Here is a 13,170-nt window from a genome sequence, read left to right on the forward strand (position 1 = left end):
GCGCCACGGCACCAGACACACGCCGTACCGCCCACCAGACTAACGGCGCAGGGCCGCTGGTTTCCCGGCCTCCACAGGCTGTGTGGAGTCCAGATGCGCCCACACGATCAGCCGGTGACTGTGCCCCCACTCCGGATCGCACGTGGTGAGTGTCAGATAGCGGCCCGCACGCGTGTACCCCGATTTACGTGGCAGAGGGTCGATCACCTCAATGTCCGTCGGCACGGTTTTGTAGGGGCCCTTGTCGATGCGGTACGTGAACCAGGTCGTCCCGTCCGTCAGCACCACCGCGTCCCCGGCGCGCAGCCTCGGGAAGTCCTTGAACGGGTCCCCGTACGTCCGCCGATGACCCGCGACCGAGAAGTTGCCCTTCTGTCCGAGCCGCGCGGTCCGCGCGTAGTGACCGAGCCCCTTCTTCAAGGTGCCGGTCTCCGTGCCCTCCAGCACCGGCTTGTTCCACGTGAAACCAAGCCGCGGGATGTACATGATCGCGAAAGGCCTGCCGTCCCGGTACGGCGCCGGCTCCGGCGGAGCAGTCGCGGAAGCACCCGGCGCCCCGCTCGCCGTGGGCCGCACGCTCCCCCGCGCCCACTCCTCCTGAAGCTGATCGATCTGGTCGTCCATGACATGGTCGGCCTTCACACCAGTCCAGAACAGCACATAGACGACGAACAGGACGATCACGGCGCCGACGGTGATGCACAGCTCGCTGACGGTCCTGACCACAAGGCGCACCGGCGGCTCCCGCTCGGTCTCACTCCACGGGCTGGGCGTACTGAAGGTCCACTGTGCCCGAGTAACCGGGAAGAGTCACCGTCCCGTCCTCGGTGACTTTCCAGCCCAGCCCGTACACATTGACGTAGACCATGTAGTTCTGGATCGCCGCACTCTCCGCGAGCGCCTGCTGAAGCTTCCCCGGCTCACCCACCGCGGTGATCTTGTACGGCGGCGAGTAGACGCGACCCTGGAGGATCAGGGTGTTGCCGACGCAGCGCACGGCACTCGTGGAGATCAGCCGCTGGTCCATGACCTTGATGCCCTTGGCGCCGCCCTGCCACAGGGCGTTCACCACGGCCTGGAGATCCTGCTGGTGGATGACCAGGTAGTCGGGCTGCGGCTCGGGATAGCCGGGGAGCTTGGCGGTGGCGTCCGGCGGGGCGTCGTTCAGCGTGACGGTGATCGCCTCACCCTTGAGCTTCTGGGTGCCCGCGCTCTTCTCCAGCCCCGCGAGCTTCTCGTCCTCGGCCTTGGTGCTGCCGTCGTCCCGCTCGGCCAGCGACTCGACGTCCTCACGCAGCGTGGCGTTGGACTCGTCCAGCTCGCCGTTCTTCAGGCTCCGCTCATGGATCAGGTCCGAAAGCTTCAACAAGGACGCGTCCGTACGGATATTGGTGCCCTTGGCCGTATTGAAACTCGTGAAGAAGATGAGGCCCGCGAGAGCGAAAACGGCAGCCGTGAGCAGCCGCACGGGCTTCACACGACGCCCGCGGACAGGACTGGATCCCGGTGGGGGGAAGTCGGCAGAATTGCTCAACGTACCCTTATCTCCTTCAGCGCCACGGAAGCACTACGCTAACGGACGCCCGGGGGAGCACTCAGAGTCCCCAGTTACGCTGCCCCGAGCCAGCCCCAGTTCCCTGCGCGGCCACGCAGCGCATCGACAGGAGAGACCCTCGTGCCGAAGTCACGTATCCGCAAGAAGGCCGACTACACGCCGCCGCCGGCGAAGCAGGCGACCGCCATCAAGCTGACCAGCCGCGCCTGGGTCGCACCCGTGATGCTGGCCATGTTCGTCATCGGGCTGGCCTGGATCGTGGTGTTCTACGTGACCGACGGCTCCCTGCCCATCGACGCTCTGGGCAACTGGAACATCGTGGTCGGCTTCGGGTTCATCGCCGCCGGATTCGGCGTCTCCACGCAGTGGAAGTAGCGGCCACGGCCCGGTGAACCCAGCTCTGCCCAGGGTTATCCACTGAGTTATCCACAGCCCCTGTCCACACCCCGTGGAAAAGAAAGACGATCTGTGGATAACCCCTCAGGGGTTGACACTGGTGTGACGGAAGTACCGGCAATCGAAAGCATGTTCGCCCCCTGCCTGACCTGCGGAAACACGGGTCAGCGACAGGGGGCACAGCTGTTCCCGCACCGTGTGCACAAGATCCGGCACTAACTGTGGACAACATCACCGCTCACCTGTGGAAACGCAAGGCTCAGGTGAGCTGGGCGGTCCTCAACAGGGTCAGGCCGATGACCACCGCCAGCACCAGCGCGACGGTCCCGTACTGGATCAGCGCCCGCCGCTCGCGCGGGGCGTGGACCATGCCGTAGCCGATGACGACGCCCGCGACGAGGCCGCCGATATGGGCCTGCCAGGAGATGTTGAAGCCGGGGCTGAAGGTGAAGATCAGGTTGATCGCCAGCAGGGCGATGATGGGCCGCATGTCGTAGTTCAGGCGGCGCATCAGCACGGCGGTGGCGCCAAAGAGGCCGAAGATCGCGCCGGAGGCGCCGAGGGTGGCGGTGTTCGGTTCGGCCAGCAGGTACGCAAGGGCGCTGCCCGCCAGGCCGGACACGAAGTAGAGCGCCAGGTAACGGGCGCGGCCGAGGGCTGCTTCCAGGGGACCGCCTAGCCACCACAGGCTGAGCATGTTGAACAGCAGGTGGATGACGCTGCCGTGCAGGAACATCGACGTCAGCAGCCGGTACGACTGTCCTTCGGCGACGCCCTCGACATCGCCGAAGTGGGGGACGTAGGCCTGTCCGATGAGGCTGAAGTTGTCCGTGAAGCTGTCGCCGACAGCCATCTGGACCAGGTAGGCCGCGAGGCAGGCGCCGATGAGGATCTTGGTGACCAGGTGCGGGTCGGCCGTGAGGTTGCCGCCCGCCACCGTGCGGGGCTGGGCCGCGGTGGGCGGATGTCCGGTGCCGGAGCCGGTGCGGACGCAGTCGGGGCACTGGAAGCCGACGGAGGCGCTGACCATGCACTCGGGGCAGATCGGACGCTCGCAGCGCGTGCAGCGCACGCCGGTCTCGCGGTCCGGGTGCCGGTAGCAGCCGGGCAGGCTCTGGGCCTGCTGCGCACTGTCTGGCGCCTGGTCCATGAGACCCCCTGAGTCGTCGTCCGGTGTGCATTCGCCCCGCTTCATGACTACGGATGAGCGGGGCGATTGGTTCCCTCAGGACAGGGCCGGGCGGCTGCGGCGCAGGGGTCCGTCCTGGCGGGCTAGCGGGTCTCGACCACCACGGACTCGATGACGATGTCGTTGACCGGGCGGGCGGTGCGCGGGTTGTTCGGGGCGAGGGCGATGGCGTCCACGACCTTCTGGCTCGCCGGGTCGACGACCTCGCCGAAGATGGTGTGCTTGCGGTTCAGGTGCGGGGTCGGGGCGACGGTGATGAAGAACTGCGAGCCGTTGGTGCCCGGGCCCGCGTTGGCCATGGCCAGCAGATACGGCCGGTCGAAGCGCAGGTCGGGGTGGAACTCGTCCGCGAATTCGTAGCCGGGCCCGCCGATGCCCGTGCCCAGCGGGTCTCCGCCCTGGATCATGAAGCCGCTGATCACCCGGTGGAAGATCGTGCCGTCGTAGAGGTGGCCGGAGGACCGTTCACCGGTGGCGGGGTGCGTCCACTCCCGTTCGCCCTGGGCGAGCTCGACGAAGTTCCGGACCGTCCGCGGTGCGTGGTTCGGCAGCAGCCGTAGTTCGATGTCGCCTTGGCTGGTCTTCAGGGTGGCGTAGAGCTGCTCGGCCACGGTGCGCCTTCCGTTGTCTTGCGGTGACTGTCCGATCCTTCCAGAAATCCGGCCGAGTGGCCCCGGGCCGGGCGCGCGGAACGGCGATCCGTGGCATTGTCGACGACAAGCTCCTGTTGCCCCGTATTCAGCTGTGTGACCCGGATGCCCGCCCTCAGATGCTCGCGGGCTCATTGATAGGCATGATCCCTAAAAGGGTGGAAAGTCGAAATACCGTAACGCCACCGAGGAGGAGGATCCCGTGACCCGCAAAGACAGCGTGCGCGCCGCAGCCGGCTCGGCGAAGGACAGCGTGCGGCACGCCGCGGAAGTGGTGGCGCCCTACGCCGGTACGGCCAAGGACCAGGCCGCGCACTACGCGCACGAGGCGCGCGTACGTATCGCGCCGAAGGTGTCCCAGGCTGCCGGGCTGGCCGCGGAGCAGGCCCGTGTGCAGTACGACGCCCATGTGGCGCCGCGTCTGGAGCAAGCCCGTACTCATGTACCGCCGAAGGTCGACCACGCCGCGCAGGAGGCAGCGGCCCGTACCCGTGTCGCCGCCCGGCAGGCGGCCGAGTATTCGCGGCCGAGGCTGGAGCATGCCGTGGCGGTGGCTGTGCCGGTGCGGGACGAGGCCGCCGCCCGGAGTATGGCCGCGCTGGTCGCGCTGCGCGGTCAGGTCCCGGCCGAGGAGATTCAGAAGCTGGCCCGCAAGCACGACCGCCGGTCGAGGGCCGGGCGGTTCGCGAAGACGCTGCTGGTGCTGGGTCTCCTCGCGGGCGGTGCCTTCGCCGCCTGGAAGTGGTGGGACAAGCAGGCCAACCCGGACTGGCTGGTCGAGCCCCCCGCCGCCACGGAGGTGCCTGAGGCGAGTCATCTCACCTCGGTGGACGGCAGCGAGCCCGTTCTGGACCCCGAGGTCGAGGCGAAGGAGGCCGAGGAGGCCGCGAACCGCGACGAACGTCCGTGATCCGAGGGCGTATTGGCGCATCACGCCCCGTGGGGCGGGAGACCTGTCGGGGGTTTCCCGCCCCGCGGCGCTGTTTCACGTGAAACAGCGCCGCGGGAGTAAGCCTCGGCTGTGAAACCTCGCCGGAGGGAAGCCGGTCAGCCGCTCGTGCCCAAGAAAGGGCGGCAGGTCGTTGGTTGGGGCTCGGCTCGCCGCCAGGGCCTGATGGCAAGGGAGCACGGGCCTCGGGGCGGCGGGACGGGCGTGCAGGGGCTGGGCCAAAATCGCACGTGAACGGCTTGGGCGGGATTTCCGCCGTTAGGTTCGCGGGCATGTCCACTCGCACAGCAGCGCCGCCGTCGGTGCCCTCCACAGGATCGGAGTCCCTCGCGATCAGCGTTCGGGACCTGCGCATGCGTTATGGAGCACGCGATGTGCTCGACGGCGTGGACCTGGACGTGCGGCGCGGGGAGGTGCTGGCGCTTCTGGGGCCCAACGGGGCCGGCAAGAGCACCACGATCGAGATCCTCGAAGGGTTTCGGCGCCGGTCCGGCGGCCAGGTCAGCGTGTTGGGAGTCGACCCGGAGGACGCCTCGGACGACTGGCGCGCCCGCGTCGGGATCGTCGTCCAGTCCTGGCGGGACCACGCGCGTTGGCAGGTGGGCGAGCTGCTGGAGCACTTCGCCCGCTACTACCCGGACCCACGCAGTCCGGGGGAGCTGCTCGACGCGGTCGGCCTGACCGCGCAGGCGCGGCAGGAGTGCCGGCTGCTGTCCGGCGGCCAGCGGCGCCGGCTCGATGTCGCCCTGGGCATCATCGGCCGTCCGGAGCTGCTCTTCCTCGACGAACCGACCACCGGATTCGACCCCGAGTCACGGCGTGACTTCCATCGGCTGATCGAGCGGCTCCGTGCGGCGGAGGGCATGACCATCCTGCTCACCACCCATGACCTCGCCGAGGCCGAACGCCTCTCGGACTCGATCGCCATCCTGGTCGGCGGCCGGCTCATCGCGTCGGGCCCCGTGGCGGGGCTCGCCGAGCGGATCCAGGCCCAGGCCGAGGTGCGCTGGGTCCAGGACGGCGTACGGCAGAGCCTGCTGACGACCGACCCGTCCCAGGCGGTGTGGGAGCTGCACCAGGAGTTCGACGGTCCCGTACCCGGCCTGGAGGTGCGCCGCCCGACGCTGGAGGACACCTACCTGGGCATGCTGCGTCAGGAGAACGCATGATCAGCCGTCAGTCCGTCACGGTGGGCCTGCACCGGGGGCGCCTGGAGCTGCGGCAGATGATGCGCAGCCCGCGCGAGTACCTGGGCCATCTGACCAATCCGGCCTTCTTCCTCCTCACAGCCTCCTTGCAGGGCGGCACCATCCCGGGCAGCGGCGTGGACTCGTCCCGTCTGGTCGTCGCGGGCGGCATCGCCTCGATGCTGGTCCTGGTCGCCGTGTCCTGGCTGCCCCAGCAGCTGGCCAACGACCGGGAGGACGGCACGATGCTGCGCCTGCGGGGCACGCCCGGCGGCCTGTCGGCGTACATCGTCTCGAAGACGCTGGGGGTCACCGTGGTGGCTCTGTTCTGCGCGCTGCTGCTTCTGCTGGGCGGCGCGGTGTTCACCGGTTCGGGCTTCCCGGACTCGCTCGCCCGATGGGTCACGCTGGCGTGGGTGCTCGTTCTCGGGCTGGTCGCGCTCGCCCTGCTCGGCGCGGCGGTGGGCGCCCTGCTGCCCAACCCGCGCCAGGCGCTCGCCTGGGTGATGATCCCTGTCCTCGGGCTGCTGTTCGTCTCCGGTGTGTTCTTCCCGGTCACGACCATGCCTCGGTGGCTCCAGATCGTCGGCGAGGTCTTCCCGCTGAAGTGGATCGCGCAGGGCGTGCGGTCCGCGCTGCTGCCGGAGAACGCGCTGGCCGCCGAGACGGGCCAGAGCTGGCAGCACTGGGAGACGGCGGGGGTGCTGACGGCGTGGATCGTCGTCGGTCTGCTGATCGCTCCGCGGCTGCTGCTCAGGGCCTCCCGCAGGGAGTCGGGCAGCCGACTGGCGGCCCGCCGCGAGGCGCTCGCGCAGCGCGCCTACTGACCGCAACGACCGTATTCGACGTTCGACGGAGGGATTGGCGACCGCTGTGGCCACCTCGACACACACCAGCATCATGTACCCGGTCATGCCCACCGACATCGGGCAGGTCCTCCCCGTGGCCCGCCTGTTGCAGCGCCGCGGGGCGGGACGGCTATGGGTCGGCCAGTCCTTGCGGCTGGACACCCACCAGATCTTCGCGGCCCTGGCGGGCATGGGCGTACGGGTGCCGATGGGCAGCGGCGTGACGCTCGCGCCCCTGCGCCATCCCTACGACGCCGCCGTTCAGGCGCGTTCCGTGGCCGCGTTCTCCGGTTTCCCCTACGTCGCGGGCATCGGGCCGGCGACACCGGACTTCCAGCGGGCGCTGCACGGTTCGGCGTACCGCAAGCCGCTGACCGCCATGCGGGAGTACGTCACCGTCATGCGCGGTCTGCTCCAGGGCGAGGTGGTGCGCCATGAGGGCGAGTACCACTCTCTGGAGGCGGAGATGTTCGCCCTGGAGGCGCCGCGGGTCGAGATCGGCCTCGGGGTGCTGCGGCCGCGGATGGCGCGCATGGCGGGGGCGGTCGCGGATGTCGCCGTGACGTGGATGACGCCCGCGGGCTATGTCGGGGACACGCTGGTGCCGGCTCTGGCCGACGGGGCGGCCGAGGCGGGCCGGAAGGCGCCGCGCGTGGCGACGGTCGTCCATGTGGCGGTGGCCCGCCCGGGACGTGACATCCGGTCGGCCGCGCGGGCGGGGGCGGGTGCCCATCTGCGGGCCGATCACTACACGGACATGCTGCGCAGGGGCGGTGTGGAGGCGTATCCCGACGATCCTGACGCGGGTGCGGACGCGCTCGTCGAGGCGGGTGTGTTCGTCACCGGAACGCCCGACGGGATCGCGGCGGAGCTGGACCGCTACCGGGAGAGCGGGGTCGACGAGGTCGTGCTCAATCCGGCCGGGGTGCTGAACACCGAGGGGCTGGGCGCGGGGATGCGTGACCTCCAGGAGATTCTCGCCGCGGTGGACCGGCGTCATGGCTGACCTCATGGACGGGGGCGGGCAGGCCGGGGTGGCGGGCGGTCCGGCCCCCGCGTTCGGCGCGCGGAAGGTGCTGTTCGTCGGTACCGGCGCCATGGGTGTGATGTTCATGCCGATGTGGGTCAACTGGGTCCGTACGGCGTATCCCGATGTCGAGTTGCGCTGCGTGGTGACGCGGTCCGCCGAACGGTTCGTCACTCGTGCGGCGATCACCGCGTTCGCCGGTGCCGAGGTGCTCCAGGACGTGTGGTCCGAGGAGCCGGAGACCGGCGCCCGGCATGTGGACCTGGCCCACTGGGCGGATGCGGTCGTGGTGCATCCGGCGACGTTCCACTTCGTGAGCAGGCTCGCGCTCGGCGTCGCCGACACGCCCGTCCTGCTCGCCCTTCAGTGCACCTCCGCACCGATCGGCATCGCCCCGGCCCTCCCGCCGGGCGGCATCGGCTCCCCGGCGTATCGGCAGCACATCACGGCATTGAAGCAGCGCCCCAACGTGGTGGTCGTCCCGCCCCAGCCCGGTTTCAGCGTGACGACGGGCCGCATGGACGCGTCGGTGGCCACGCCGTTGCCGGAGGTCTTCCGCGCGGTCGAGGAACTGCGCGCACGCCGATCGACAGCGGCTGCCGCCGCGCGGGGTGACGCCGTGAAAGCCGCGGGGGTGGGCGGCTTTCGGCAGGGTGGCGTCGTATGACCGAGGCCGGTGCGGTGGACGGTTTCGTCGGTGCGCCGGTCGAGGAGTTCGAGACCGGGTTTCAGCGCACGGCCGTGTACCGGGTCGGCGGCGGTTGTGTGATCGTCCGCAGGGCGGGCGTCGACCGGCCCACCCCGCTGGCGGCCAGCCAGGAGGCGGTGGCCGCGCTGGGCGCGCTGCGGACGCGGGACGTGCGGCTGGTGCTGCCGGTGGCGGTCGGCGACGCCCTGTACTACCGGGTGCCCGGCACCGGCGTGGCCGCGAAGCTGTCCGTGCCCGGTGACCACGCCACTTCGCCCGTGCACGCGGCCGCCGCGCTGCGGGGCACCGGTGCTGTCCTCAGGCAGCTGCACGCCGAGGTTCCCGTGACGCTGGCGCGCACGGGTCCGCCGGGCCCGGCGCGGCTGGCGGCGTGGCTGCGTTCCGCCCCGGAGTCCGCGGGGCCGCGCGCCGCCGGGGCGCTGCACTCGGTGGCGCTGCGTCTGCTGGGCTCGGGCCGCTGGAGCCGTGTGCTCGGCTGGTGCGAGGAGTTGGCGGACCGCCGCGCGGGGGACGTCTTCCTGCACGGGGCCGCGAGCCTGGGCTCGGTCGTCGTGGGACCCGAGGCCCCGCACGGCTGGCTGATGATCGGCGAGGAGTCGGCCCGTGGCCCCGCCGACCACGATCTGGGCTGGCTGCTCGGCGAGTTCGTGGAGTGGCGGATGACGCTCGGCCGACCCGTGCCTCCCGGGGCGGTGCCGATGGACCCCGAGGTCTACGGGACGACCCGCGCCGGACTGCTGCGCGGATACGGCCCGCCGACCGACCCGGTCGCGGCCGGCCGTTCCGCCGTACTCCGTGTCCTCACCCACGCGCACGACTTCGCCGCGTACATGGGCTGGCATCCCGAACTGCTGGAGTATCTGGCGGTCATCGCGGAGCTGATCGACGACGAGGGCGCCCGCGCTTTGTCCGCGCCGTGATGTGCAAAAGGTTCTGCCCCGGCGAACTGTTCGTCGCCGGGGCAGAGCCTTTACCCGGTCCGGGATTCAGCGGGACGCGCGGTGATCCGGGGAAGTCACCGTCTGCCGTTCGGCGCCTGACGCGAGCCCGTGGCTGGAGCGCCAGCGCGTGTAAGTGCGCCTCGGGATGCCCAGGGTGCTGCAGAACCTTGAGACGTTGAGCCCGGCGTCTTTTCGGATCGCCTCAAGGTCGGGGAAGGGACCGAACGGTACTCCCCGGATTTCCTGCGGACTCTCAGCTGTACATACGCTTCACCGAGCGCGGTCTTGAGTTCTGATATCTCGGCGAGCAGTTCACGCTCGCGCTGAGCGTTGCGTGAGGCACCCCCTTCGAGGGCCGTGCGGCCCCCTTCGAGGAACTGTCTCTTCCAATTTCCGACGGACTGCTCGGAGACGCTCGCCTGTCGGGCGGCCTCGGCGAGCGTGTGCCGACCGGAAAGGACGTCGATCACTATCTTGAGCTTGTCGGAAGCAGGCATCGCTGGAGGGCGTGGCATTGTTTCTCTTTCTCAGTTGAGAGCCTGAAAAAACGCGATGGCGGTCGATTCGCCTACACGTGCCACAACCCAAATCTTCCCGAAAACTTCACAAAACCCCCGTTCAATTTTTAAACAGATCGCAATGCCGGACCACTGTGGTCAGCAGTGACCGGCAGATCTGCCTCGAATTTATATCGGTAGGTAATGTGGAGGCAATTTTCTTGAGCTAGTCGTGAGCTTTCAGCCGGTCGTGCAGCGCGCGCAGACCTGGTTCCAGCTGTTCCGCGTCCCCGACGATCACACCGCTGAACGCCCCCGGGCTGAAGAACGCGCCCGCAGCCGCGGCGACCTCACCGGTCGTCACCTCCCGCAGCAGCTCCGGGAACCGGATCACCCGGTCCGGCTCATGGCCCAGGGTCACCGCGGTCAGCACGCTTCCGGCGAACCCCGCCTGCGAGGTGAGGGCGAGCATGGCCATGCCGATGGTGTACTCGCGGGCCGCGTCGATCTCCGCGGCGGAGGGCGGGGAGTCCGCCAGGCGCCGCAGTTCGGCGAGGATCTCGCCGTACGCCCGGACGGTGACGTCGGTGGCGGTGTCGGCGTCCACGGTGAGCGCCAGCCGGTCCAGGTGGTCCTGGAACCCGCAGTCGGTGCGGTAGGCGAGCCCCTTGGTCTCCCGGATGTTCATGACCAGCCGTGAGGAGAAGTACCCGCCGAACGCCAGGGCCGCGAGGCTCAGCGCGGGGAAGCGGTCGTCGGAGCGGGAGACCGTGTGCCGGGCCAGTCTGATCTGCGACTGCACGGCACCGGCCCGCGGCACCAGTGCGACACCGCCGCGTGGGGCGGGCAACTCCGGGGCGGGAGCGGGCGCCCCCGTGTCCTGCCACCCGGCGGTGGCCGCCGCCACATGGACCACCGCCCGCTCCGGGTCCAGGTCACCGACCAGCACCAGGACGGCACCGCGGGGACGGACCCATGCCCGGTGCGTCCGGCGCACCCGGTCCGCGGTGACCCGCTCCGCCTCGGCGGCCAGGGGCACCTCCTGAAGCGCCGGGACCTCTCCGTAGCAGTGCGCGAGCAGGGCCTCCTGAGCGATCACCTGCGGCTGCGCCCGGATGACCGCGATCTGCCGCGGCATCCTGGCACGGGCCCCGACGATGTCCTCCTCGTCGTACGACGCCGAGGTCAACGCACCGGCCAGCGTGTCGAGAAGCGTGCCCAGGGCGGGTCCGGGAGCGGAGGCCACGATGTTCAGCCGGCCTGCAGAACGGCTCGCGTCCAGGCTGATGCCCTGGCCGGCCGGGTCGCTCAGTGACCGTCCCCGGCCGCCGCCGGGAGTGCCCCGCAACAGCGTCGCGGCCACCACCTCTGCCGTCGCGGCCTCGCCGTACGTACTCGCCGGGAGCGGCAGCGCCATCCTCAGCTCGACCATCGGAACGGACGGACGCCGGACGGCGATCACCCGCAGGCCGTTCGGCAGGACGGTGTCGAGGGGCATCGGCATCGTGTGCGCGGTGCGGCCGTCGAGCGGCGGCAGCGGACGGGGCCCGGCGACCGTACGACCGATCTCCTCGGCGCTTCTGAAGGACGCTCCGGTTTGGGTGATCAAGGCTCAGCCTCCGGTGGGGACGGGGTGCGCGTCCGCGGCCGGCACGGGACGCGGGGCTGGTTCGGCCTGCTGGTCGGGGCGCGCGGCTGATGCGGCCTGCCCATCCGGACGCGGAACGCGAATCGATTCGGCGCGCCGATCCGGTCCCGAGCCCGTTTCGGCTCGCCGCCCCGGGCGCAGACTCAGCACCGCCCGCCGGTCCGGGCGCAGTCGTCGCGCGGCCAGTGCGACGTCCTCGGCGGTCACGGCGGCCAGGCGGTCCGCGAGGTCGCCGGCCAGCTCGGCCCGCCCGAACAGCAGTTCCTGGGTGCCCATCGCGCGGGTCAGTGCGGCCAGCGAGTCGTACGCCCGGTGGGTGCGGGCGGCGCTCAGGGCCGTGGCCCGTGCCAGCTCCGCCGCACCGGGGCCGCGGTCGGCCAAGTCCGCCAGTTCCTCGTCCAGTACGTCGAGCAGCTCGTCGGCGCCGGTCTGCGGCGGATGCGTCGCCACGCACAGGAAGGTGTCGGGATCGCGCGCCTCCAGCGGCCCGAACAGTCCGCAGCCGGTGCTGACGTCGGTCACCGCCGCGGTCCGGTGGACCAGCCGCCGCCTGAGGCGGGCGTCGTCGCCGCCGGTGAGGAGGGAGCCGAGGATCATGTGCGCCACATAGGCGGCCGGCTCGGTGCGCGCGTCGGGCAACCGGTAGCCGATCGCCGTGGCCGGGAGCGGCGCGTGCGGGTCCCGGTGCTCGCCCCTGAGCTCACCGGCCGGGAACGGCTCCGCGAGGTCGACGGCCGGACGTGCCGCCCGCGCGGTGATGTCGTGGAAGTGCCGGTGCACCAGCTCCGCCGCCCGGTCGGCGTCGAAGCCGCCGACGATCGTCAGCACGGCGTTCCCCGGCGCGTAGTACGTATCGAAGAACCGGGCGCACTCGTCCACCGTGGCCTGTTCCAGATCGCTGAAGTCGCCGTACCCGTTGTGCGCGTTGGGGAACGTCGAGTAGAGCAGCCCGGGAAGCACAGTCCAGGGGAATCCGCCGTAAGGCTTGTTCAGCACATTGAGGCGGATTTCCTCCTTCACCACATCCAGTTGTGTCCGCAGGTTCTCGGCCGTCAGTCTCGGCGCGCGCATACGGTCGGCCTCCAGGAACAGCACGCGCTCCAACGCGGCCGAAGGCACGACCTGGTAGTAATCCGTGTAGTCCTGATGAGTCGATCCGTTGGCGGCGCCGCCGGCCGCCTGGACCTGTCGGAAATGCTCCAGCCGGTCCACGCTCTCGCTGCCCTGGAACATCAAGTGCTCAAAAAGATGGGCGAATCCGGTACGCCCTTCGGGCTCGGACCGGAATCCGACGTCGTAGTGGACACTGACGCCGACGGCGGGCAGCGACGGCATCGGACAGAGCACCGCTCGCAGGCCGTTGGGCAGGGTGAGACGCCGCGGTATCGGAATGGGCATGGCGGTCACCATAGGCGGGCGCCGGGTGCGGTGAGAACAACGCAGAAACCCGGTTTCTTGCACCTCGAAGCTTCGGCGCACCGGTGCACCGGTGCCGTTCGGCCGGGAAATGTCGCGCGCGGCCCCAAGCCAACAATTCCCGGGAATGAGCCACTTGTTGCCCGCCTTCCGCGGCC

Annotated in this window: 14 protein-coding genes; 7 read left to right on the top strand and 7 right to left on the bottom strand. The window is 70.1% G+C overall.

Annotated elements, in window-relative coordinates; genetic code table 11:
- Positions 1 to 39: 39 nt before the first annotated feature.
- Both BN159_RS22030 and BN159_RS22035 read right to left on the bottom strand, forming a co-directional pair.
- A complete protein-coding gene (locus BN159_RS22030) occupies positions 40 to 735 on the bottom strand; it encodes a class E sortase (RefSeq protein WP_015659212.1) in 696 nt (231 codons plus the stop codon).
- A gap of 19 nt (positions 736 to 754) precedes the next feature.
- Entirely contained in the window at positions 755 to 1,534 is a 780-nt protein-coding gene (locus BN159_RS22035) for a DUF881 domain-containing protein (RefSeq protein WP_041819645.1), read from the bottom strand.
- Positions 1,535 to 1,675: 141 nt separating this feature from the next.
- Here BN159_RS22035 and crgA point away from each other — a divergent pair, with 141 nt between their 5' ends.
- A complete protein-coding gene (gene crgA / locus BN159_RS22040; protein ID WP_015659214.1) occupies positions 1,676 to 1,930 on the top strand; it encodes a cell division protein CrgA in 255 nt (84 codons plus the stop codon).
- Between the two features lie 280 nt (positions 1,931 to 2,210).
- On the opposite strand, the gene BN159_RS22045 is transcribed toward crgA, so the two are convergent.
- Positions 2,211 to 3,101 (bottom strand): rhomboid family intramembrane serine protease, encoded by an 891-nt coding sequence (locus BN159_RS22045; RefSeq protein WP_015659215.1) that lies wholly within the window; start codon positions 3,099 to 3,101, stop codon positions 2,211 to 2,213.
- 122 nt (positions 3,102 to 3,223) lie between these two features.
- Positions 3,224 to 3,751 (bottom strand): peptidylprolyl isomerase, encoded by a 528-nt coding sequence (locus BN159_RS22050; RefSeq protein ID WP_015659216.1) that lies wholly within the window; start codon positions 3,749 to 3,751, stop codon positions 3,224 to 3,226.
- A gap of 241 nt (positions 3,752 to 3,992) precedes the next feature.
- On the opposite strand from BN159_RS22050, the gene BN159_RS22055 reads away from it, so the two are divergent.
- The 6 genes from BN159_RS22055 (at position 3,993) to BN159_RS22080 (ending at position 9,430) form a co-directional block, all read left to right on the top strand.
- Positions 3,993 to 4,700: a DUF5324 family protein gene (locus BN159_RS22055; RefSeq protein WP_015659217.1), complete on the top strand. Its 708-nt coding sequence runs from the start codon at positions 3,993 to 3,995 to the stop codon at positions 4,698 to 4,700.
- A gap of 392 nt (positions 4,701 to 5,092) precedes the next feature.
- Positions 5,093 to 5,908 (top strand): ABC transporter ATP-binding protein, encoded by an 816-nt coding sequence (locus BN159_RS22060; protein ID WP_015659218.1) that lies wholly within the window; start codon positions 5,093 to 5,095, stop codon positions 5,906 to 5,908.
- A complete protein-coding gene (locus tag BN159_RS22065; RefSeq protein ID WP_015659219.1) occupies positions 5,905 to 6,753 on the top strand; it encodes an ABC transporter permease in 849 nt (282 codons plus the stop codon). Before BN159_RS22060 ends, BN159_RS22065 begins: the two co-directional genes overlap by 4 nt.
- A 46-nt stretch (positions 6,754 to 6,799) precedes the next feature.
- On the top strand, positions 6,800 to 7,780 hold the full coding sequence (locus BN159_RS22070; protein ID WP_015659220.1) for an LLM class flavin-dependent oxidoreductase: 981 nt from the start codon (positions 6,800 to 6,802) through the stop codon (positions 7,778 to 7,780).
- Positions 7,773 to 8,468 carry a flavoprotein gene (locus tag BN159_RS22075; RefSeq protein ID WP_015659221.1) on the top strand — a complete coding sequence of 232 codons (696 nt, stop codon included), beginning with the start codon at positions 7,773 to 7,775 and terminating at the stop codon, positions 8,466 to 8,468. Before BN159_RS22070 ends, BN159_RS22075 begins: the two co-directional genes overlap by 8 nt.
- A complete protein-coding gene (locus tag BN159_RS22080) occupies positions 8,465 to 9,430 on the top strand; it encodes an aminoglycoside phosphotransferase family protein (RefSeq protein ID WP_015659222.1) in 966 nt (321 codons plus the stop codon). Before BN159_RS22075 ends, BN159_RS22080 begins: the two co-directional genes overlap by 4 nt.
- 95 nt (positions 9,431 to 9,525) lie before the next feature.
- Here BN159_RS22080 and BN159_RS44120 read toward each other — a convergent pair whose 3' ends face one another.
- The 3 genes from BN159_RS44120 to BN159_RS22090 form a co-directional block, all read right to left on the bottom strand.
- Entirely contained in the window at positions 9,526 to 9,966 is a 441-nt protein-coding gene (locus BN159_RS44120; RefSeq protein WP_331712244.1) for a helix-turn-helix domain-containing protein, read from the bottom strand.
- 208 nt (positions 9,967 to 10,174) lie between these two features.
- Positions 10,175 to 11,557, bottom strand: a complete 1,383-nt coding sequence (locus BN159_RS22085; RefSeq protein WP_015659223.1) for a M16 family metallopeptidase — start codon at positions 11,555 to 11,557, stop codon at positions 10,175 to 10,177.
- Between the two features lie 3 nt (positions 11,558 to 11,560).
- Positions 11,561 to 12,994 (bottom strand): M16 family metallopeptidase, encoded by a 1,434-nt coding sequence (locus BN159_RS22090; protein WP_078598853.1) that lies wholly within the window; start codon positions 12,992 to 12,994, stop codon positions 11,561 to 11,563.
- Positions 12,995 to 13,170 lie beyond the last annotated feature (176 nt).

The organism is Streptomyces davaonensis JCM 4913, from assembly GCF_000349325.1.
GTDB lineage: Bacteria > Actinomycetota > Actinomycetes > Streptomycetales > Streptomycetaceae > Streptomyces > Streptomyces davaonensis.